Origin of the sequence: Hydrogenophaga sp. ANAO-22 (genome assembly GCF_042466645.1) — a bacterium.
Lineage (GTDB): Bacteria > Pseudomonadota > Gammaproteobacteria > Burkholderiales > Burkholderiaceae_C > Hydrogenophaga.
The window spans coordinates 4733434-4753736 of sequence record NZ_CP159956.1 but is presented as its reverse complement, the minus strand read 5'-3'; the positions used below and the strand labels follow the sequence as shown (position 1 = coordinate 4753736).

Annotated in this window: 17 protein-coding genes; 11 read left to right on the top strand and 6 right to left on the bottom strand. The window is 70.8% G+C overall.

Annotated features, from left to right (window positions below):
- Positions 1-22: 22 nt before the first annotated feature.
- The 3 genes from bktB (at position 23) to ABSY19_RS22940 (ending at position 3216) form a co-directional block, all read left to right on the top strand.
- Positions 23-1213 (top strand): beta-ketothiolase BktB, encoded by a 1191-nt coding sequence (gene bktB / locus ABSY19_RS22950; RefSeq protein ID WP_382156265.1) that lies wholly within the window; start codon positions 23-25, stop codon positions 1211-1213.
- A gap of 16 nt (positions 1214-1229) precedes the next feature.
- Positions 1230-1775, top strand: a complete 546-nt coding sequence (locus ABSY19_RS22945; protein ID WP_382156263.1) for a DUF4256 domain-containing protein — start codon at positions 1230-1232, stop codon at positions 1773-1775.
- Positions 1776-1845: 70 nt separating this feature from the next.
- Positions 1846-3216: an MmgE/PrpD family protein gene (locus ABSY19_RS22940; RefSeq protein ID WP_382156261.1), complete on the top strand. Its 1371-nt coding sequence runs from the start codon at positions 1846-1848 to the stop codon at positions 3214-3216.
- Positions 3217-3227: 11 nt separating this feature from the next.
- Here the strand turns inward: ABSY19_RS22940 and ABSY19_RS22935 are convergent, their stop codons facing one another.
- Positions 3228-4001, bottom strand: a complete 774-nt coding sequence (locus tag ABSY19_RS22935) for an IclR family transcriptional regulator (protein WP_382156259.1) — start codon at positions 3999-4001, stop codon at positions 3228-3230.
- Positions 4002-4117: 116 nt separating this feature from the next.
- Between ABSY19_RS22935 and ABSY19_RS22930 the strand changes: the two genes are divergently transcribed.
- Genes ABSY19_RS22930 through ABSY19_RS22905 form a run of 6 tightly spaced genes read left to right on the top strand, consistent with a single transcriptional unit; the run spans position 4118 to position 12205 of the window.
- Positions 4118-5572, top strand: a complete 1455-nt coding sequence (locus tag ABSY19_RS22930) for an FAD-binding oxidoreductase (RefSeq protein ID WP_382156257.1) — start codon at positions 4118-4120, stop codon at positions 5570-5572.
- Positions 5573-5587: 15 nt separating this feature from the next.
- A complete protein-coding gene (purB, locus tag ABSY19_RS22925; RefSeq protein WP_382156255.1) occupies positions 5588-6949 on the top strand; it encodes an adenylosuccinate lyase in 1362 nt (453 codons plus the stop codon).
- A gap of 56 nt (positions 6950-7005) precedes the next feature.
- Positions 7006-8001 (top strand): tripartite tricarboxylate transporter substrate binding protein, encoded by a 996-nt coding sequence (locus tag ABSY19_RS22920; RefSeq protein ID WP_382156253.1) that lies wholly within the window; start codon positions 7006-7008, stop codon positions 7999-8001.
- 13 nt (positions 8002-8014) lie between these two features.
- On the top strand, positions 8015-8875 hold the full coding sequence (locus ABSY19_RS22915; protein WP_382156251.1) for a sulfurtransferase: 861 nt from the start codon (positions 8015-8017) through the stop codon (positions 8873-8875).
- Between the two features lie 34 nt (positions 8876-8909).
- Positions 8910-9884 (top strand): Bug family tripartite tricarboxylate transporter substrate binding protein, encoded by a 975-nt coding sequence (locus tag ABSY19_RS22910; protein ID WP_382156249.1) that lies wholly within the window; start codon positions 8910-8912, stop codon positions 9882-9884.
- On the top strand, positions 9884-12205 hold the full coding sequence (locus tag ABSY19_RS22905) for a molybdopterin-dependent oxidoreductase (protein ID WP_382156247.1): 2322 nt from the start codon (positions 9884-9886) through the stop codon (positions 12203-12205). Before ABSY19_RS22910 ends, ABSY19_RS22905 begins: the two co-directional genes overlap by 1 nt.
- Here ABSY19_RS22905 and ABSY19_RS22900 read toward each other — a convergent pair.
- Positions 12197-12946 (bottom strand): 2OG-Fe dioxygenase family protein, encoded by a 750-nt coding sequence (locus ABSY19_RS22900; RefSeq protein ID WP_382156245.1) that lies wholly within the window; start codon positions 12944-12946, stop codon positions 12197-12199. The genes ABSY19_RS22905 and ABSY19_RS22900 overlap by 9 nt on opposite strands.
- Before the next feature lie 131 nt (positions 12947-13077).
- Between ABSY19_RS22900 and ABSY19_RS22895 the strand changes: the two genes are divergently transcribed.
- On the top strand, positions 13078-13473 hold the full coding sequence (locus tag ABSY19_RS22895) for a bacteriohemerythrin (RefSeq protein ID WP_382156243.1): 396 nt from the start codon (positions 13078-13080) through the stop codon (positions 13471-13473).
- 86 nt (positions 13474-13559) lie between these two features.
- Positions 13560-14330 (top strand): DUF2189 domain-containing protein, encoded by a 771-nt coding sequence (locus tag ABSY19_RS22890; protein WP_382156241.1) that lies wholly within the window; start codon positions 13560-13562, stop codon positions 14328-14330.
- A gap of 3 nt (positions 14331-14333) precedes the next feature.
- On the opposite strand, the gene ABSY19_RS22885 is transcribed toward ABSY19_RS22890, so the two are convergent.
- From ABSY19_RS22885 to ABSY19_RS22870, 4 genes are read right to left on the bottom strand one after another with little or no spacing between them, the layout of a single operon-like run.
- Positions 14334-15338, bottom strand: coding sequence for an MDR family oxidoreductase (locus ABSY19_RS22885; RefSeq protein WP_382156239.1), 1005 nt, complete (start codon positions 15336-15338; stop codon positions 14334-14336).
- 3 nt (positions 15339-15341) lie between these two features.
- A complete protein-coding gene (locus tag ABSY19_RS22880; protein ID WP_382156237.1) occupies positions 15342-15575 on the bottom strand; it encodes a hypothetical protein in 234 nt (77 codons plus the stop codon).
- Positions 15576-15613: 38 nt separating this feature from the next.
- The gene (locus tag ABSY19_RS22875; protein ID WP_382156235.1) at positions 15614-17038 is read right to left on the bottom strand and encodes an efflux transporter outer membrane subunit; all 1425 of its coding nucleotides are present in this window, start codon (positions 17036-17038) and stop codon (positions 15614-15616) included.
- 31 nt (positions 17039-17069) lie between these two features.
- Complete coding sequence (locus ABSY19_RS22870; RefSeq protein ID WP_382156233.1) at positions 17070-20288, bottom strand: efflux RND transporter permease subunit; 3219 nt, start codon at positions 20286-20288, stop codon at positions 17070-17072.
- Positions 20289-20303: the final 15 nt, after the last annotated feature.

Sequence of the window (20303 nt, the reverse complement as noted above, 5' to 3'; positions counted from 1 at the left end):
CTTCAACCCTCGGAGAAACCCCATGAGCAACCAGCGAGAAGTTTTTGTCGTCAGCGCCGTTCGCACCGCCATCGGCACCTTTGGCGGCAGCCTGAAAGACCAGCCTCCCACCGAGCTCGGCGCGCTCGTCGTGCGCGAGTCGCTCGCGCGCGCGGGCGTCGAAGGCAAGGACGTGGGCCACGTGGTGTTCGGCCACGTGGTCAACACCGAGCCGAAAGACATGTACCTCTCGCGCGTCGCGGCCATCCAGGGCGGCTGCGCCGAAGGCACGCCCGCCTTCAACGTCAACCGCCTCTGCGGCTCGGGCCTGCAGGCCATCGTGTCGGCCGCGCAGGGCATCCTGCTGGGCGACACCGACGTGGCCATCGGCGCCGGTGCCGAATGCATGAGCCGCGCGCCGTTCGCCAGCCTGAACATGCGCTGGGGCGCGCGCATGGGCGACACCAAGATGGTGGACATGATGGTCGGCGCGCTGCACGATCCCTTCCACACCATCCACATGGGCGTGACCGCCGAGAACATCGCGGCCAAGTGGGGCATCACGCGCGAGGACCAGGACAGGCTCGCCGTGGAAAGCCACAACCGCGCGCAGCGCGCCACCGAGGCCGGCCTGTTCAAGGATCAGATCGTGCCCGTGATGCTCAAGAGCAAGAAGGGTGACGTGGCCTACGCCACCGACGAGCACTTCCGCGCCAACGCCACGATGGACGACCTGGCCAAGCTCAAGCCGGTGTTCCTGAAGGAGAACGGCACCGTGACCGCCGGCAACGCCTCGGGCATCAACGACGCGGCCGCGGCCGTGGTGCTGATGGATGGCGGCGCGGTCAAGGCGCGCGGCGCGAAGCCGCTCGCCCGCCTGGTGGCGTATGCGCACGCGGGCGTGGACCCGAAGTACATGGGCATCGGCCCGGTGCCGGCCACGAAGCTGGCGCTGCAGAAGGCCGGCCTCACGGTGAAGGACCTGGACGTGATCGAGGCCAACGAAGCCTTCGCCGCGCAGGCCTGCGCCGTCACGCGCGACCTCGGCCTGGACCCGGCCAAGGTCAACCCCAACGGCTCGGGCATCTCGCTGGGCCACCCGATCGGCGCCACGGGCGCGCTGATCACCGTGAAGGCCCTCCACGAACTGCAGCGCATCCAGGGCCGCTACGCGCTGGTGACGATGTGCATCGGCGGCGGCCAGGGCATCGCCGCGATCTTCGAACGGGTTTGAACACAGGGGGCGCCACATGAAAGCCGAACAACGCGACGAGCTGCTGCGCACCTTGAAGCAGCGGTTCGAGAAGCACATGAAGCGGCATGCCAAGGTCGGCTGGGCCGACGTGCTGGCCCGCCTTCAAAGCAAGCCCGACAAGCTGAACACCCTGGCCGAGATGGAGAGCACGGGCGGCGAGCCCGACGTCATCGGCACGGCGGACGAGCACGGCGCCTACCTGTTCTGCGATTGCGCCGCCGAAAGCCCGGCGGGGCGCCGCAGCCTGTGCTTCGACGGCGAAGCCCTGGCCGCGCGCAAGGAGAACAAGCCGGCGGGCAGCGCGGCCGAGGTGGCCCAGGCCATGGGCGTGTCGCTGCTGACCGAGGCGCAGTACCGCCAGCTCCAACAGTTCGGCGAATTCGACCTGAAGACCTCCAGCTGGGTGGCCACGCCGCCCGAGATCCGCAAGCTGGGGGGCGCCCTGTTCTGCGACCGGCGCTACGACCAGGTGTTCACGTACCACAACGGCGTGCAGTCGTATTACGCCTCGCGCGGGTTCAGGGGCTGGGTGAGCGTCTGAATCGGCGCATCGGTTCGTGGTGGGGCTTGGTTTATATAATGAAACACATTTCATTTAATGAACCAACCACATGCCCTCCACCCCCGAGTCCACCCTGGTCGCCCACCTCGCCGGCCTTCAGCAGCGGCCCCTCCCTGACGCCACGCGCGAGCGGCTGGCCCAGGCGCTGCTGGACTGGTTCACCGCCGGCTGGGCCGCCGTCGGCATGCCCGGCGCCTCGGCGCTGAGGGGGCTGGCCCGCACCAGCGTGCCCGGCCCCGGGCCGGCGCCGGTGTTCGGTGGCGCCCCGGCGCAGCCCCTGGCGGCCGGCTTCGCCAATGCGGGCATCGCGCACCTGCGCGAGATCGACGACGCGCACCGCGCCGCCATGCTGCACCCGGGTGTGGTGGCGATCTCGCCGGTGCTCGCGCTGGCGGCCACGCAGGCGCTGTCGATGCGCCGCGCGGCGGACGCCATCGTGGCCGGCTACGAGGTGGCGCTGCGGGTGGGCGAGGCCCTGGGCACCCGCCACGCCGCGGGCTTTCACGCCACCGCGACGGCGGGCACGGTGGGGGCGGCGGCGGCCAGTGCGGTGGCGCTGGGCCTGCCGCAGGCACAGCTGCACCACGCCCTGGGCATCGCGGCCACGCAGTCGGCCGGCCTGTGGCAACTGGTGGACGACGAGGCCCACGAGGCCAAATCGCTGCATCCCGGCTTCGCGGTGCGCAACGGCCTGATGGCCGCCTGGGCGGCACAGGCAGGTTTCCCCGGCGCGCGCGCATTCGTCACGGGGCGGCGCGGCCTCTACGCGCTGCTGGGTGGCGACGGCCCCTTGACCGCGCTGGACAGCGACCTGGACGCGCCCGAGCGCCTGAACACCGCCACCATCAAGGCCTGGCCTTGCTGCGCCCAGCTCTTCACGCCGCTGGACGCCACCCGCGAGATCCTCGACCAGCATGCGCCTGCCGTGCAGGACATCGAGTCGGTGCAGGTGGTCATCTTTCCGCACGCGCTCAAGATCGCCGGCGTGCACTGGCCCACCAAGCCCGCGGAGACGCCGTTCTGCCTGCGCTACGTGGTGGCCACGCTGCTGATCCAGGGTCGGCTCGGCATCGCCGACATGGAAACGCCCGACCTGTCATCGCCCGTGCTGCTGGCCCTGGCCGATCGCGTGCACGTGAGCACGGACGAGGCCTTTCAGCGCGGCTTCCCGGAAAAGCGCCCCTCGCGCGTGACGGTCACGCTGAAGGACGGCCGCAGCCTGAGCGCCTACCGCGAGCTGCGCCGGGGCGACCCCGAAGACCCTTTCGACTGGGCGCAGTTGCAGGCGCGCATGCGGGCCTTCGCGCCGGCCATGACCGACCCGCAGGCCGCGCGGCTGACCCGCTGGTGCGGGGCCTTCGCGGACGCGTCGAACGACGAGGCGCCCTGCCGGCCCAGCGCCGACCTCTTCGGCATTTGAGCAGGGCCGCGTCAGGCGGCCGGCACGCGCCAGCCATTGGGCGCGGCACTGGCGAAGCCCTGCAGCGCGAGTTCCTGGCGCACAATGTCCGCCGCCTTGCGCTGGGCCACGATGTTGTGGCGCGAGGCCAGGCCGATGACGACCATGGCGCCCAGGAAGGTCCCATCGCCGTCGAACACCGGCAGCGCCACCGAGGCCATCTCGTCCACGCGTTCGGCGCGCGTCATGGCGTAGCCCTTGGCGTCGATCTCGGCCTGGTGCGGCGTGGGGCTGCCGGTGAAGGCCAGCAGGATGTGGGCCGATGAGCCGCCCGCCGCCAGCGGCAGGCGCGTGCCCACCTCCACATGGTGGCGCACCTCCTTGACCGTGTTCTCGCGGTAGAGGCACACGCGGTCGTCGCCGCTGCGGATGTAGAAGGCCACGGTCTCACCCGTCTGCTGCATGACCGCGTGCAGCACGGGCTGCAGGCGCGTGCCCAGATCGAAGGTGCTGCGGTAGAGCATGCCCATGTGCAGCAGTGCCGGGCCCGGCGCGTAGCTGCCGCTGTCGAACCGGTGGACCATGCGCGCGCGCTGCAGCACGCCCAGCAGGCGCAGCAGCGTGGCCTTGTCCAGCCCGGTGCACTCGGCCAGTTCGCGCAGGGACATGCGCAGGCGGTCCTCGCGAAAGCATTCGAGGATGGAGAGGCCGCGCTCGAGCACGCCCGCGGGCGGCTTGGGGGCGCTGGCGTCCGCCGGCTCGCCAGGAAGGACCGATGGGGCTGGGTGGTTTTTGCTTGGCTTCATGGTGGGTGTCCGCGACTGCGGATTATCTCGGTTGACAGCGGGGGTGGTCGGATTTATAGTTTCATTCATTGAATCATAGTTCATTGAATGAAATGAACAAACCCAACACACCCACCATGTCGAATGCCCCTGACCCCCTGGTTGCCGAACTGGCCGCGATCGTCGGCGCCAGCCATGTGCTGACGGACGACGCGGCCACCGCGCGTTACGTCGGTGACTGGCGGCGCAACTTTCCCGGCGCCGCGCGCGCCGTGGTGCGCCCCGCCAGCACGGCGGAGGTGTCGCGCGTGGTGGCCGCGTGCGCGGCGAGCCAGGTGGCGGTGGTGCCGCAAGGCGGCAACACGGGCCTGGTGGGCGGCTCCACACCCGACGCCTCGCGCAGCGAGGTGCTGCTGAGCCTGGACCGCATGACCGCCGTGCGGCGCGTGGACCCGCTGGACAACAGCATGACGCTGGAGGCCGGCTGCACCGTGCTGGCGGCGCAGGAAGCCGCCACCGCCCAAGGGCGCCTGTTCCCGCTCTCGCTGGCCTCGGAGGGCAGCGCCACGGTGGGCGGTGTGGTGTCGACCAACGCCGGCGGCGAGCAGGTGCTGCGCTACGGCAACACGCGCGACCTGACCCTGGGCCTGGAGGTGGTGCTGGCCGATGGCCGCGTGCTCGACGCCCTGGGCGCCCTGCGCAAGGACAACACCGGCTACGACCTCAAGCAGCTGTTCATCGGCGGTGAGGGCACCCTGGGCATCGTGACGGCCGCCACCTTCAAGCTGTTCGCGCCACCCCGGCAGGTGGTCACCGCCTGGGTGGCCGTGCGCGATCCGCAGGCCGCCGTGGAGCTGCTGGCCGAGCTGGGCGCGGCGGTCGGCGAACGGGTCACGGCCTTCGAGCTGATGGGGCGCCAGGCGCTGGACCAGGTGCTGGCGCACGGCACACCGGGCATGCGCGATCCCCTGCCCGGCGGGTACGGCTGGGCCGTGTTGTTCGACGTGTCGGAAACCTCCACCCGCATGGACCCCTCGCCCGCGGTGGAAGACGTGCTGGGCCAGGCGATCGAACAAGGCCTGGTGCTGGACGCGGTGCTGGCCCGCTCGGGCCAGCAGAGCCACGACCTGTGGGCCTTGCGCGAGCACGTGCCCGAGGCCCAGCGGCTGGACGGGCCGTCCATCAAGCACGACATCTCGGTCGCCGTCTCGCGCATCCCCGAGTTCATCGCCGAGGCCGGCGCGGCGCTGCAGGCCTTGCTGCCCGGCGTGCGCGTGGTCTGCTTCGGCCACGTCGGCGACGGCAACCTGCACTACAACCAGAGCAAGCCCCCGGGCATGCCGGACAGCGACTTCCTGCGCCACGAAGACACGATCCACGACACGGTGCACGCCATCACCGCGCGCCTGCAAGGCTCGATCTCGGCCGAACACGGCATCGGCCGCCTCAAGCAGGCCGCCTTCCTCCACCACAAGCCGCCCATCGCGCTGGAGCTGATGGCGCGCATCAAGCAGGCGATCGATCCCGCCAACACCTTCAACCCCGGGCGCGTGCTGCCGCGCGCGCTGCCCGTCCCCCAACCCGTTCTCTAACCCTTCAGGATTTCCATGCCCGTTTCCGTCTTCGACATGCAATCGCTCCAGCACCTCTGGGGCACCGATGAGCTGCGCCGCATCTTCGGCGAAGAGAACCGCATCCAGAAGTGGCTCGACTTCGAGGCCGCCCTGGCCGCCGCCCAGGCCGAGCTGGGCCTCATCCCGGCCGCCGCCGCCCAGGAGATCGCGCAGCAGGCGCGGGTCGAGCACATCGACATCGCCACCATGTCGGCCGAGATCCGCCGCATCAAGCATTCGCTGGTGCCGGCGCTCAAGCAGCTGCAGGCCCGCTGCAGCAAGGACAACGGCGAATGGGTGCACTACGGCGCCACCACGCAGGACGTGGTCGACACCGGCGTGGCCCTGCAGCTCAAGGAGTTCCACGCCGTGGCGCTGCGCGACCTGAAGGCGGTCGGCCAGGAGCTGGCCCGCCTGGCCGTGACGCACCGGGACGTGCCCATGGCCGGCCGCACCCACGGCGTGCAGGCCCTGCCCATCACCTTCGGCCACAAGTGCGCGATCTGGCTCGACGAGCTCGGGCGCCACCACGAGCGCCTGGTGCAGGCCGCGCCGCGCGTGCTGGTCGGCATGCTGGCCGGCGCCGTGGGCAGCCAGGCCTCGCTGGGCCCCAAGGCACAGGAGCTCGAACAGCTCATGCTCACCAAGCTGGGCCTGGGCACACCCGCCATCAGCTGGGCGCCCGCGCGCGACCGCTTCACCGAGTACGCCAACCTGCTGGCCATGCTGGGCGCCACGCTCTCCAAGATCGGCAACGAGCTGTTCAACATGCAGCGCAACGAATTCGGCGAGGTGGAAGAAGGCTTCTCCGACGGCAAGCTGGGCTCGTCGACCATGCCGCACAAGCGCAACCCCACCTCCGCCGAAAACCTGGCCGGCCTCTCGCGCCCGCTGCGCTACAACGCCGCCATGATGGTCGAGGGCATGGTGCAGGAAAGCGAGCGCGACGGCATCGCCTGGAAGATGGAATGGAAGGCCCTGCCCGAGTGCTGCCTGATCGCCGGCGCCATGCTGTTCCAGGCCAGGAACCTGCTGGCCGGCCTGAAGGTCAACGCGGACGTGATGGCGGCCAACCTCGACAAGATGCGCGGCTACCTGCTGTCCGAGCGCGTGATGCTGGAGCTCTCCGAGCGCGTGGGCAAGCAGACGGCCCACGAGTGGATCTACGAAGCGTCCATGCACGGCATCACGTCCCGGCTCGACTTCGCCGACGCCATGCGCCAGCACGAAGGCCTCTTCACGCAATTGAGCGACGACGAGATCCGCGACTTCACCGACCCGCTGCAGTACCTCGGCCAATGCGGCGCCACGGTGGACCGCGTGGTGGCCCAGCAGCAGTCCTGGCTGCGGGACTGAGATTCTCTGCCTGCGGCACAGCTGCTTCCTTCCCCCACAACAATGGAGACCAACCGATGAACCACCCTGCCCTCAAAGCCCTTCGCCGCCGCACCATGCTGGCCCTCGCGCTCTCGCTCGGCCTGGGCGCGGCCGCACCGGCCTTCGCGGCCTACCCCGACCAGCCCATCAAGCTGGTGATCGGGTTCCCGCCCGGTGGCGGTGGCGACCTCTACGGCCGGCTGATCGCCAACGCGCTGAGCAAGAGCCTGGGCCAGACCGTCGTGGCCGACAACCGCACCGGCGCGGGCGGCAACATCGCCGCCGACCTGGTGGCCAAGGCCAAGCCCGACGGCTACACCCTGCTGCTGGCCATGAGCGGCAACCTCGCGGTGGCGCCGGCCACCCGGCCGCAGAGCATCCCCTACAAGGTGCCCGAAGACTTCGCGCCCATCGGCATGATCCTGGAAGCGCCGCACGGCCTGTTCGTCGCGCACGGTTCGCGCTTCAAGACGGCGCGCGAGCTGCTGGACGCGGCCAAGACGCAGAAGCTCAGCTTCGCCTCCACCGGCGCCGGCGCGGCCGCGCACATGGGCATGGAGATGGTGGTCAAGGAGGCCGGCGTGGAGATGCTGCACGTGGCCTACCGGGGTTCCGGCCCGGCCATCACGGACATGCTGGGCGGCCAGGTCGACAGCTTCTTCGCCACCGCCTCGCCGCTGGTGAACCAGGTGCGCCAGGGCCAGCTGCGGCTGCTGGCCATCACCGGCGACAAGCGCAACCCGGCCATCCCCGATGTGCCGACCTTCAAGGAGCTCGGCGTGAACGTGCCGGTGACGCAGTGGTACGGCCTGGTCGCGCCGGCGGGCACGCCCGATGCCGTGGTCAAGCACCTGTCGGACCACCTGAGCCGCGCGCTCGCGACACCGGAAGTGCGCGACGCCATCCGCCGCGACGCCGCCACCGAGCGCAACCTGCCCATGGACGCGTTCCGCGGCTTCATCCTCGAAGACATCGCGCGCTACAAGGCCGCGCTCACGCCGGCCCTGCTCAAGGAAATCTCCAGCAAGTAAGGGCACCCGCTTCATGATCACCTTCGACACCCTGATCTCCGCCGACGAACTCGCGGCCGCCCAGAAAAGCGGCGCACCGCTGATGGTGCTGGACTGCAGCTTCGAACTCACCGACCCGCAGGCCGGCCAGCGCGCCTACGACAGCGGGCACCTCCCGGGCGCGCGCTACGTGCACCTGGACCAGGTGCTGTCCACCACGAAGACCGGCCGCAACGGCCGCCACCCGCTGCCCAGCCGCGAGACCTTCGCCGCGGCCATGGCCGCCCTCGGGCTCGATGCGGACACGCAGGTGGTTGCGTACGACAACGCCGGCGGCATGTACGCGGCGCGCCTGTGGTGGATGCTGCGCTGGGCCGGCCACCCGGCCGTGGCGGTGCTCGACGGCGGCATCGCCGCCTGGAAAGCGGCGGGCCACGCGCTGAGCCAGGACGCGCCGGGCGCGCCCGCCCCGGGCAGCTTCCGCCTGAAACCCTCACTGGTCACCACGGTGTCGTACGACGAGGTCCAGGCCAACATCGACAGCGCCGAGCGGCTGGTGCTGGACGCGCGCGCGCCCGACCGCTTTCGCGGCGAGAACGAAACCATGGACCCGATCGGCGGGCACATCCCGGGCGCGCGCAACCGGCTGTTCAAGGACAACCTGGGTGCGGACGGCCGCTTCAAACCGGCCGCGCAGCTGCGCCGGGAATTCGACGCCATCACCGAAGGCCGGCCGGCGGCGCAGCTGGTCAACCAGTGCGGCTCCGGCGTGACCGCCTGCCACAACCTGCTGGCCATGGAGGTCGCCGGGCTGCGCGGCGCGGCGCTCTACCCCGGCTCGTGGAGCGAATGGAGCGCCCAGCCGGGCGCCCCGATCGCCACAGGCGCAGCGTAAGACCACACCACACAAGAACAGACTGGAGACCTTCATGCACCTCACACCCCTGCTGCGCCGCGGCGCCCGCGCGGTCGTGGCGGCCGGGCTCATGGGCCTCGCCGCCGTGGCCTCGGCCCAGTACCCGGATCAGCCGATCCGCCTGCTGATCGGCTTCCCACCCGGGGGCGGTGGCGACCTCTATGGGCGCACCATCGCCAACGAGCTGGGCAAACACATCGGCAAACCCATCGTGGTCGAGAACCGGCCCGGGGCGGGCGGCAACATCGCCGCCGAACTGATGACGCAGGCCAGGCCCGATGGCTACACCCTGCTGCTCGCCATGAGCGGCAACGTGGGCAGCGCGCCGGCGATCCGCACCAACCTGCCCTACAAGGTGCCCGACGACTTCGTGTTCGTCAGCCAGCTGGTGGAAACGCCCTATGGCCTGGTGGTCCGTGGCGACTCCCCCATCAAGACCATCCAGGACTACATCGCCACCGCCAAGGGCGGCAAGATGACCTACGCCTCCACCGGCACGGGCGGTGCCGCGCAGATCGTGATGGAGATGGTGAAACAGCAAGGGGGCCTGGACATCCTGCACGTGCCCTACAAAGGCTCGGGTCCGGTCATGACCGACCTCATGGGCGGCCTGGTCGACAGCTTCTTCGCGCCCTACACGCCGCTCATGGGCGCCATCAACGGCGGCAAGCTGCGCCTGCTCGCGGTCAGCACCGACAGGCGCATCCCCAGCATGCCCCAGGTGCCCACGCTCAAGGAGTCGGGCATCGACGTGGTGATGACGCAGTGGTACGGTCTGGCCGCGCCCAAGGGCACGCCGCAGCCCGTCGTCGACAAGATCGCCCAGGCCGTGAAACAGGCCATGCAGGCACCGGAGGTGCAACGCGTCTACGGCGCGGACGGCGCCCAGGCCTCGTCCCTGACCGGCGCGGCCTTCCGCGACTTCGTGCTGAAAGACATCGCCAACTACAAGCGCGGCGTGGAACGCGGCAACCTCAAGGCGGAATAGTGTCTTTGCCCTCCTCGTTTTCATCTGAGCCCGACATCGCCCTGCGCCCGCACAGCGCCCACTGGGGCGTCTTCTCCGCCGGTTGGCAGGACGGCGAACTCGTCGTGCGGCCCCACGCGGGCGACCCCGACCCGAACCCGCTGATCGACAACTTCAGGACCGCCCTGCACCATCGCGCCCGCGTCACCACGCCGATGGTGCGACGCGGCTGGCTCGAGAACGGCCCGGGGCCCGACGCGCGGCGCGGCGACGACCGTTTCGTGCCCATGGCCTGGAACGAGGTGCTGGACCGGCTCGCGGACGAACTGCGGCGCGTGCAGCAACAACACGGCTGCGAGGCCATCTTCGGCGGCTCCTACGGCTGGTCGAGCGCGGGGCGCTTCCACCACGCGCAAAGCCAGGTCCACCGCTTCCTGAACACCACCCTGGGCGGTTACGTGCGCTCGGTGAACAGCTACAGCGCCGGCGCCTCGGGCCCGATGCTGCCGCACGTCATCGGCACCATGGAGGAGGTGGCGCGGCGCAACGTCACCTGGGAGCAGATCGTCGAACACACCGACGTGGTGCTGGCCTTCGGCGGCATGGCGCTGAAAAATTCGCGCGTGGCCTCGGGCGGCATCAGCCGGCACATCGAGCGCGAGTCCATGCGCGCGGCCGCCGCGCGCGGTTGCCGCTTCGTCTCCATCAGCCCGCTCAAGAGCGACCTGCCCGACGAGGCGGCGTTCGACTGGCTGCCCGCCGTGCCCGGCACCGACACCGCGCTGATGCTGGCCCTGGTGCACCAGCTCGTGAGCGACGGCGCGCACGACCGCGCCTTCATCGATCGGTGCTGCGACGGCTGGGAAGCCTTCGAGGACTACCTGATGGGCCGCGGCGACGGCGTGCCCAAGAGCTGCGCCTGGGCCGCGCCGATCTGCGGCCTGCCCGAGCGGCAACTGGTCGACCTGGCGCGCGCGCTGGTTGGCCAGCGCGTGCTGGTGGTGGTGGCGCATTCGCTGCAGCGCTCGCAGCACGGCGAACAACCGGTCTGGATGGGGGCGGTGCTCGCGGCCGCGCTGGGCCAGCTCGGCCTGCCCGGCGGAGGCTACAACTACGCGCTGGGCACGCTGGCGCACTACGGCAAGCGCAACAACGCGGTGCCCGCCGCCGCGCTGCCGCAGGGCGACAACGGCGTGAAGGCCTTCATTCCGGTGGCGCGCATCAGCGACATGCTGCTCCACCCGGGCCAGCCCTTCGACTACAACGGCCAGCGCCGCACCTACCCGCACATCCGCCTGGCCTACTGGGCCGGTGGCAACCCCTTCCACCACCACCAGGACCTCAAGCGCCTGGCCGACGCCTTCCGCACGCTCGACACCTTCGTCGTGCACGAGATCGCCTGGACCGCCACCGCGCGCCACGCCGACATCGTGCTGCCCTGCACCATGACGCTGGAGCGCGAAGACATCGGCGCGACCCCCACCGACCCGCTGGTGGTCGCCATGCACCGCATCGCCGAACCCCATGGCCTGGCGCGTGACGACTACGACATCTTCTGCGACCTGGCCGGGCGCCTGGGCGGCCTGCAGGCTTTCAGCGAAGGCCGGAACACGCGCCAATGGCTGGCGCACCTGTACGAGCGCACGCGCGCCGGGCTCGAAGCCCTGGGCCAGGAGGCGCCGGACTTCGAGACCTTCTGGCAACGCGGCGAGCTCCTGCTGCCGCAGAAGGACGACGACGGCGGCATCCTGCGCGCCTTCCGCCACGACCCCGAGGGCGCGAAGCTCGCCACGCCCAGCGGCAAGGTGCAGATCAGCTCACCCGTGGTGGCCGGCTTCGGTTACGCGGACTGCCCCGGCCACCCGGCCTGGCTGCCCCCGAGCTTCGCGCCCGATGCGGCCCACCCGCTGTGGCTGGTGGCCAACCAGCCGCATTCCAAGCTGCACAGCCAGCTCGACTTCGGCGCCCACAGCCAGTCCACCAAGCGCCAGGGCCGCGAGGTGTGCACCCTGCACCCGGCCGCGGCCGCCGCGCGCGGCATTCGCGAGGGCGACACCGTGCGCCTCTTCAACGAGATCGGGGCCTGCCTGGCCAGCGCGCGCCTGTGCGCCGACATGCGCGAAGACGTGATTCAGCTGCCCACCGGCGCCTGGTACGACCCCGTGCAGGATGCCCAGGGCCGGCCGATGTGCGCCCACGGCAACCCCAATGTGCTCACCCGGGACGTCGGCACCTCGTCGCTGGCCCAGGGCTGCGCGGGCCAGCTCAGCACGGTTCAGGTGGAGCGTTTCGACGGACCGCTGCCGCCGATCCGCGCCTACGAACCGCCGCCGTCAGGCTGAGGCGTCGCCCTGGAAGGCCCCGCTGCGGTAGGTCACCACCAGCGTGTCGCGCCAGCCCAGGGCATCGCCTTCCAGCGGCTGGATCGGCGTGCTCTCGTGGATCACGCGCGCGTCGTCGAGCAGCAGCAGCGACCACGGCTCGCGCAGCGTGAAGCGCTGGCCGCTCGGGCCGTTGGCTTCGAACACGCGGCTCTCGCCGCCCTTGATGGCGTGGCGGTCCACCATGAACACGGCCACCAGGTCCACACCGTCGCGGTGCGCGCCTTCGGGCGTGGGCCGCCCGATGCCGTCGGTGGTGTCGATGCGGAACACGTGGGCCTCCACGCTCCAGGGCTGCGCGCCGCGCAGCGCGCTGGCGGCCTCGCCCAGCCGGGCCAGCAGGCGGCTCCACACCGGCTGCGCCACCGTGGCCGGCTCCATGGGTTCGAACCAGCGCTGCATGCCGCCGTGCAGGGCGTTGTACTCCAGCGGCTGCCAGTGCGCGCGGTGCGGCACCTGCCGCACGCGGTCGTCCTCCACCACGAAGCAGCTGTGGCGGCGGCTGCGGTAGCGCCCGCCGTCCTTCAGGTAGGCGTCGGGCGGCAGCTGGTTCCAGCCGGTGTGCAGCCCGGCCAGGTCCACCGGCCGCGCGGCGAGCCACTCGCCCACGGCCTCGGCGCTCAGCAAGGCGAAGCCGGTGGTTTTCAAGGCGCTGTGCACATCGGACAGCGGCACGTAAGGGGGCTGGAATTCGCTGGTCATATGGCCGCCCAGTGTAGCGGCGCGCCAGCAGGCGCACGGCCTGTCGGGCCTTGGCATGGCGCGCGTTTGCGCTGGATCAAGGCGCCGGCGCGCCGCCGCTGCCAAGCTTGGGCCCCAAGGAGCAGCACCCGATGGACAACACCGCGCAATGGACCGAGGCCCTCTGGCTGGACTTCGACCCGCTGGACAACATGAATCGCGAACTCATGGCGCGGCTGGCCCGCGCGCAGACCGCCAGCGACGCGGAGCTGCCGCAGGCCTGGGCCGAGCTGGTGTCGCACGTGGCCACGCATTTCGGCCAGGAAGACAGCTGGATGCGCGAGACCGGCCACGGCCAGGCGGACGCGCACGCGCTGGCGCACCGCGTGGTGCTCAACCTGCTGCGCGAGGGCCTGGGACAGGTCCGCGGCGGCCAGCTCGGGACCGTGCGCCAGATGGCGCGCGAACTGGGTTCGTGGTTCGCCAAGCACACGCACGCCTTCGACGCCGGGCTGGCGCTGCACCTGCGAAGCCACGCGCTCAGCTGAACCGATCCGCTGCACCGACCCGCCACCGTTCCCGCGCACCAGCCACCCACCCACGAGGTGGCGCGCCATTCCCGAGGAGACAAGCCATGACCGAAGAATCCCCACCGCCACCGCCGTCGGTGTTCGACCTGCGACTGGCCGAGTTGAACGCCGGCGACCCGCTGCGCTGGCTGCGCCTGGGCTGGCGCGATTTCCTGCGCAGCCGCGTCGGCCTGTTCTACGGCCTGTGTTTTTTCCTCATGGGGCACGCGCTGATGGCCGTGTTCCGCGCCGCGCCGGCCTATGTGCTGGCGCTCTCGGCCGGCTTCCTGCTGCTGGGGCCGTTCCTGTGCCTGGGCCTGTACCACGTGAGCCGCGCGCTGCAGGAAGGCCGCGAGCCCTCGCTGCCGGACTCGCTGCTGGCCTGGGAGCAGACCAAGGGCTCGATCGCGATCTTCGCGGGCGTGCTGCTCATCCTGGAAATGCTGTGGGGCCGCGCCTCGCTGGTGGTGTTCGCGGTCAGCTTCAGCACCCTGCCCGACACCGCCAACCTGCTCTCGCAGCTGCTGGCGCGCGAGAACCTGGAGTTCCTGATCACCTACACCCTGGTGGGCGGTGTGTTCGCGGGCCTGATCTTCGTCACCAGCGCGGTCTCGATCCCCATGATCCTGGACCGTGAGGTCGATGCGATCTCGGCCGCGCTCACCAGCATCCGCGCCTGCCTGCAAAACCCGGGCGTGATGGCCTGGTGGGGCGCGCTGATCACGCTGCTGGTGGTGCTGGCCATGCTGCCGTGGTTCCTGGGCCTGATCGTCGTCGGCCCGGTGGTGGGCCACGCCACCTGGCACGCCTACCGCCAGGTGGTGCCCCCGCGCTGAGCCTCAGGCCTTGAGCTTCACCACCAGGCGCCCGCGCACCTGGCCGGCCAGGATCTGGCTGCCGGCGGCGATCGCGTCTGGCAGCGCGATCTCTGTCGTGATCGACGCCAGCTGTTCGCGGTTGATCGTCTTCGCGAGCGCGTCCCACGCGGCCTCGCGTTTGGCCATGGGCGCCATCACACTGTCGATGCCGCAAAGCGTGATGCCGCGCAGGATGAACGGCGCCACGCTCGCGGGCAGGTCCATGCCCTGGGCCAGGCCGCAGGCCGCCACCGCGCCGCCGTAGCGTGTGCTGGCGCAGGCGTTGGCCAGGGTGTGGCTGCCCACCGAATCCACCACGCCGATCCAGCGCTCCTTCTGCAGCGGTTTGCCCGGCGCGCTCAGGTCGTTGCGGTCGATCACGCTGGCCGCGCCCAGCGATTTCAGGTAGTCGGCTTCCTGCGGCCGACCGGTGGAGGCCACCACGGTGTGGCCCAGACCGGCCAGCAGCGAGATCGCCACGCTGCCCACGCCACCACCCGCGCCGGTCACCAGCACCTCGCCGCTGCCGGCGGCCACGCCCGCGTCGGCCCAGTGTTTCTGCAGCGCCTGCACGCACAGCATGGCGGTGTAGCCGGCCGTGCCCAGCGACATGGCGTCGCGCTCGCTCAGCGTGTCGGGCAGTGCCACCAGCCAGTCGCCCTTGACGCGCGCCATCTGCGACAGCCCGCCCCAGTGCGTCTCCCCCACGCCGAAGCCGTTGAGCAGCACGCGGTCGCCGGCCTTCCATTTCGGGTGGTCGCTCTGCGTCACCGAGCCGGCGAAGTCGATGCCGGGCACCATGGGGAAGCTGCGCACCACGGGCGACTTTCCGGTGATGGCCAGGCCGTCCTTGTAGTTGATGGTGGAGCAGTCCACGCGCACCGTCACGTCGCCGCTGGCGGGCAGTTGCGCCTCGTCGAGCTGCGTGAGTTCGCAGCGGTAGCCCGACTCGGGTTGGGTGATCAGCAGGGCTTCGAACACGGTCATCTCCTAGGAAGGGGTGGCAGGGGCCGACTCGCGCCAGAGGCGCACCGTGAGCCACCAGGCCAGCAGCGAATCGGTCAGCGCCATCAGACCGAGCACGAGGCGCAGCGCATCGGGCGGGTCGGTGAGCTGCACGAACAGCGCGATGCAGGACGACAGCAGCTGCAGGCCGACCATGAGCCAGAAAAGGCCACGGTGCGGCTGCCAGAGGCGGCGGAGGGTCTCGGACGGGGACGGCATGCCCTATTGTGCCGGCCCCGGCCCGCCGCCAAGGTCGCTCAGGCGCCCCGGACGGGGGCGCCCGCCTCCCAGCCGCCGCCGATGGCGCGGATGAGCCGCACCGTGGCTTGCTGCTGGGCGGCCTCCACGCGCTGGGCCTGCCGCCGGTTGATCAGCTCGTTGCGGCGCGCGTCGAGCAATTCGAGCTGGCTCACCAGGCCGTTGCGGTAGCGCGTTTCCGAGATCGCGCTGGCGCGCTGCGCGGCGCTGACCGCGCGGCCCTGGGCCAGCGACTGGTCCTGCAGCCAGCGCAGGGCGGAGAGTTGGTCTTCCACCTCGCGGAAGGCCGTGAGCACCTGGCCGCGGTAGCTCGCGGCGGCAGCGTCGAGCTGCGCCTGCGCGCCCTGCACACCGGCCTCGCGCCGGCCGCCGTCGAACAGCGGCATCGACAGCAGCGCGCCCACGCCCCAGGCGCGCGCCGACCACTTGAACAGGTCGCCGAGGTCGGGCGAGGCATAACCCGCGGCCGCCGTGAGCGACACGCTGGGAAACCACGCCGCCTGCGCCACGCCCACGCGGGCCTGGGCGGCCAGCAGCGCGGCCTGCGCGGCGGCCACGTCGGGCCGGCGGGTGAGCACGGTGCCGGGCACGCCGGCCGGGATCACGGGCAGCACCCGGGCACCGTCGGCGGGCGCCAGCGCGAAGCCGGAGGCCGGCTCGCCCACCAGCACGGCCAGCGCGTGTTCGAGTTCGGCGCGGCTGCGGCCGAGCGCGAACCCCTCGGCCTCGGTGGCGGCCAGCTCGGTCTGGATGCGGATCACGTCCAGCTCGGCCACGTCGCCGGCCTCGAAGCGGCGCTGCGTGAGGCGCAGCGTGTCCGCATAGGCGGCGGCGGTGTCCTGCACCAGGGTGCGCTCGGTGTCCACCGCGCGCAGGGCCAGGTAGGTCTGGGCCACCTCGGCCTGCACCAGCAGGCGCGTGCTCTGCAGCAGGGCTTCGCGCGATTGCGCGTCCAGCGCGGCGGCGTCGCGCGCGCCCGCCAGGCGCCCGAACAGGTCGAGCTCGTACGACAGGTTGACGCCCGCCTGCAGCAGCGTGGCGGGTGTGGCGCCGTTGGCGGTGTTGGCACCGGCGCCGCGCGAGGCGTCGGCGCCCACGCCGATCTGCGGCAGGCGATCGGCCTGCGCGCCGCGCACCAGCGAGCGCGCCTGGGCCAGGCGGGCCGCGGCTTCGTGGATGCTGGTGTTGCCGGCGGCGGCGCGTTCGGCCAGGTCGTCGAGCACCGGGTCGTTGAACGCCTTCCACCAGGTGCCCCGGGCCTGCGCTTCGGCGGGTTGGGCGATGGTCCAGTGTTCGTTCTGGCGCGGCTGTTCCTTGAACTGCGGCGGCGTGGGCACGGACGCCGGCAAGGGCGGCAGCGCGGTGGCGCAGCCGGCCAGCACGAGCGCGGCGGTCAGCGTCAGCAGGCGATGGAAATTCTTCACGGGGTTCACCTTCCGGGTCTTCTTCAATGGGTCAGGGGGCGGCAGGCACGGCGCGGGCGCTGCCGCCACCGCCGGAGGCGAAACCCTCCAGGTGCGGCACCGTGCCGTGCAGCTTGAGCGCGCGGTTGCCGGCCAGGCGGCGCAGCAGCACGTAGAACACCGGCGTGAGGAACAGGCCGAAGGCGGTCACGCCGATCATCCCGGCGAACACGGCCACGCCCATGGCCGAGCGCATCTCGGCGCCCGCGCCGGTGGCCAGCACCAGCGGCAGCACACCCATCACGAAGGCCAGCGAGGTCATGAGGATGGGGCGCAGCCGCAGGCGGCTGGCTTCGATGGCGGCCTGCACCGGCGAGCGCCCGGCGAATTCGAGCTCGCGCGCGAATTCCACGATCAGGATCGCGTTCTTCGCCGACAGCCCCACCAGCACGATCAGCCCGATCTGGGTGAACACGTTGTTGTCGCCGCCGTCCAGCCACACGCCCGTCATGGCCGCGAGCAGGCCCATGGGCACGATCAGGATGATGGACAGCGGCAGCGTGAGGCTCTCGTACTGCGCGGCGAGCACCAGGAACACCAGCAGGATCGCCAGCGGGAACACCCACAGCGCGGAGTTGCCGGCCAGGATCTCCTGGTAGGTGAGCTCGGTCCACTCGAAGCCGATGCCCTGCGGCAGCGTCTCGGCGGCGACGCGCTCGATCGCGTCCTGCGCCTGGCCGGACGAGAAGCCGGGCGCGGGCCCGCCGTTGATGTCGGCCGAGAGGTAGCCGTTGTAGCGCATGGCGCGCTCCGGGCCGAAGCTGGAGTTCACCTTCATCAGCGCCGACAGCGGCACCATCTCGCCCGAGGTCGAGCGCACCTTGAGCAGGCCCACGTCTTCGGCGCGCGCGCGGTAGGGCGCGTCGGCCTGGGCGCGCACGCTGTAGGTGCGGCCGAACTGGTTGAAGTCGTTCACGTACAGGCTGCCGAGGTAGATCTGCATGGTGTCGAAGATGTCCGTCACCGGCACGCCGAGCTGGCGCGCCTTGGTGCGATCGATGTCGGCGTAGAGCTGCGGCACGTTGACCTGCCAGCTCGTGAACATGCCGGCGAGTTCGGGCGTCTGGTAGGCCTTGGCCATGAAGGCCTTGACCGCCGCGTCCATCGCTTCGTAGCCGAGCGAGGCCTTGTCTTCCAGCTGCAGCTTGAAGCCCCCCGTGGTGCCCAGGCCCGCCACCGGGGGCGGCGGGAACATCACGATGAAGGCGTCCTGGATCTCGCCGTAGGCCTGGTTGAGCTGGCCCGCCACGGCGCCGCCGCTCTGGTCGGCGCGCCGGCGCTCGGCGAAGGGCTTGAGCGTGGCGAACACGATGCCGGAGTTCGAGCTGTTGGTGAAACCGTTGATGGACAGGCCGGGGAAGGCGATCGCGTCTTCCACGTTCGGGTTCTGCTTGGTGATCTCGCCCATGCGGTGGATCACGTCTTCCGTGCGGTCCAGCGTGGCGCCGTCGGGCAGCTGCGCGAAGCCGATCAGGTACTGCTTGTCCTGCGCCGGCACGAAGCCGCTGGGCACGGCCTTGAACAGGCCGAAGGTCACGCCCACGAGCGCGAGGTAGATCACCATCATCAGCGCCTTGCGCGAGATCACGCGCCGCACGCCGCCGCTGTAGGCCTCGGCGCCGCGGTGGAAGAAGCGGTTGAAGCCACGGAACAGGCCGCCGAAGATCCGGTCCATGCCGCGCGTGAGCGCGTCCTTCGGTGCGTCGTGGCCGCGCAGCAGCAGGGCCGCGAGCGCGGGCGAGAGCGTGAGCGAGTTGATGGCCGAGATCACGGTGGAGATCGCGATGGTCACCGCGAACTGCTTGTAGAACTGGCCGGTGAGGCCGCTGATGAAGGCCAGCGGCACGAACACCGCCACCAGCACCAGCGCGATCGCGATGATGGGCCCGGAGACCTCCTTCATCGCGCGGTAGGTCGCGTCGCGCGGCGACAGGCCGGCCTCGATGTTGCGCTCCACGTTCTCCACCACCACGATCGCGTCGTCCACCACGATGCCGATCGCCAGCACCAGCCCGAACAGCGAGAGCGCGTTGATCGAGAAGCCGAGCAGGTGCAGCACCGCGAAGGTGCCCACCACCGACACCGGCACCGCCAGCAGCGGGATGATGGAGGCGCGCCAGGTCTGCAGGAACAGGATCACCACCAGCACCACCAGCGCGATGGCTTCGAGCAGGGTCGTGATCACCGACTGGATCGAGGCGCGCACGAACTGCGTGGGGTCGTAGGCGATGCGGAATTCCACGCCCTCGGGCATGTTCTTCTGCAGCTCGGCCATGGTGGCGCGCACCTCGGCCGAGATGTCGAGCGCGTTGGAGCCCGGGGCCTGGAACACGCCCATGCCCACGGCGGGCTGGTTGTTGAGCAGCGAGCGCAGCGAGTAGTCGGCCGCGCCCATCTCCAGCCGCGCGATGTCGCGCAGCCGGGTCACGGCGCCGTCGCCACCGGTCTTGACGATGATGTCGCCGAACTCCTCTTCGGTCTGCAGGCGGCCCTGCGCGTTGATGGAGAGCTGCATGTCCACACCGGGCAGGCCCGGCGAGGCGCCGACCACGCCGGCGGCGGCCTGCACGTTCTGGCCGCGGATCGCGCTCACCACGTCGCTGGCCGAGAGGCCGCGCTGCGCGACCTTCTGCGGGTCCAGCCAGACGCGCATGGAGTAATCGCCACCGCCGAAGATCTGCACCTGGCCCACGCCCTGGATGCGCGCGAGCCGGTCCTTCACATTGAGCACCGCGTAGTTGCGCAGGTAGTTGATGTCGTAGCGGTCGTTGGGCGAGACCAGGTGCACCACCATCGTGATGTCGGGCGAGCTCTTGACCGTGGTCACGCCCAGGCGGCGCACTTCCTCGGGCAGGCGCGGCTCGGCCTGCGACACGCGGTTCTGCACCAGCTGCTGGGCCTTGTCGGGGTCGGTGCCGAGCTTGAAGGTCACGGTCAGCGTCATCACGCCGTCGGTCGTGGCCTGGCTGCCCATGTAGAGCATGCCCTCCACGCCGTTGATGGACTCCTCCAGCGGCGTGGCCACGGTTTCGGCGATCACCTTGGGGTTGGCGCCCGGGTACTGGGCGCGCACCACCACCGAAGGCGGGGCCACCTCGGGGTACTCGGAGATCGGCAGGCCGCGCAGCGCGACCAGGCCGGCGATCAGGATCAGCAGCGAGAGCACGCCCGCGAAGATCGGCCGATCGATGAAGAATTTCGAGAGGTTCATGGTGTTCTTTTCACG

What these genes read in the sequence shown, in the direction of transcription:
- bktB (WP_382156265.1), top strand. Translation starts at nt 23, where the DNA reads ATGAGCAACCAGCGAGAAGTTTTTGTCGTCAGCGCCGTTCGCACCGCC.
- ABSY19_RS22945 (WP_382156263.1), top strand. Translation starts at nt 1,230, where the DNA reads ATGAAAGCCGAACAACGCGACGAGCTGCTGCGCACCTTGAAGCAGCGG.
- ABSY19_RS22940 (WP_382156261.1), top strand. Translation starts at nt 1,846, where the DNA reads ATGCCCTCCACCCCCGAGTCCACCCTGGTCGCCCACCTCGCCGGCCTT.
- ABSY19_RS22935 (WP_382156259.1), bottom strand. Translation starts at nt 4,001, where the DNA reads ATGAAGCCAAGCAAAAACCACCCAGCCCCATCGGTCCTTCCTGGCGAG.
- ABSY19_RS22930 (WP_382156257.1), top strand. Translation starts at nt 4,118, where the DNA reads ATGTCGAATGCCCCTGACCCCCTGGTTGCCGAACTGGCCGCGATCGTC.
- purB (WP_382156255.1), top strand. Translation starts at nt 5,588, where the DNA reads ATGCCCGTTTCCGTCTTCGACATGCAATCGCTCCAGCACCTCTGGGGC.
- ABSY19_RS22920 (WP_382156253.1), top strand. Translation starts at nt 7,006, where the DNA reads ATGAACCACCCTGCCCTCAAAGCCCTTCGCCGCCGCACCATGCTGGCC.
- ABSY19_RS22915 (WP_382156251.1), top strand. Translation starts at nt 8,015, where the DNA reads ATGATCACCTTCGACACCCTGATCTCCGCCGACGAACTCGCGGCCGCC.
- ABSY19_RS22910 (WP_382156249.1), top strand. Translation starts at nt 8,910, where the DNA reads ATGCACCTCACACCCCTGCTGCGCCGCGGCGCCCGCGCGGTCGTGGCG.
- ABSY19_RS22900 (WP_382156245.1), bottom strand. Translation starts at nt 12,946, where the DNA reads ATGACCAGCGAATTCCAGCCCCCTTACGTGCCGCTGTCCGATGTGCAC.
- ABSY19_RS22895 (WP_382156243.1), top strand. Translation starts at nt 13,078, where the DNA reads ATGGACAACACCGCGCAATGGACCGAGGCCCTCTGGCTGGACTTCGAC.
- ABSY19_RS22890 (WP_382156241.1), top strand. Translation starts at nt 13,560, where the DNA reads ATGACCGAAGAATCCCCACCGCCACCGCCGTCGGTGTTCGACCTGCGA.
- ABSY19_RS22885 (WP_382156239.1), bottom strand. Translation starts at nt 15,338, where the DNA reads ATGACCGTGTTCGAAGCCCTGCTGATCACCCAACCCGAGTCGGGCTAC.
- ABSY19_RS22880 (WP_382156237.1), bottom strand. Translation starts at nt 15,575, where the DNA reads ATGCCGTCCCCGTCCGAGACCCTCCGCCGCCTCTGGCAGCCGCACCGT.
- ABSY19_RS22870 (WP_382156233.1), bottom strand. Translation starts at nt 20,288, where the DNA reads ATGAACCTCTCGAAATTCTTCATCGATCGGCCGATCTTCGCGGGCGTG.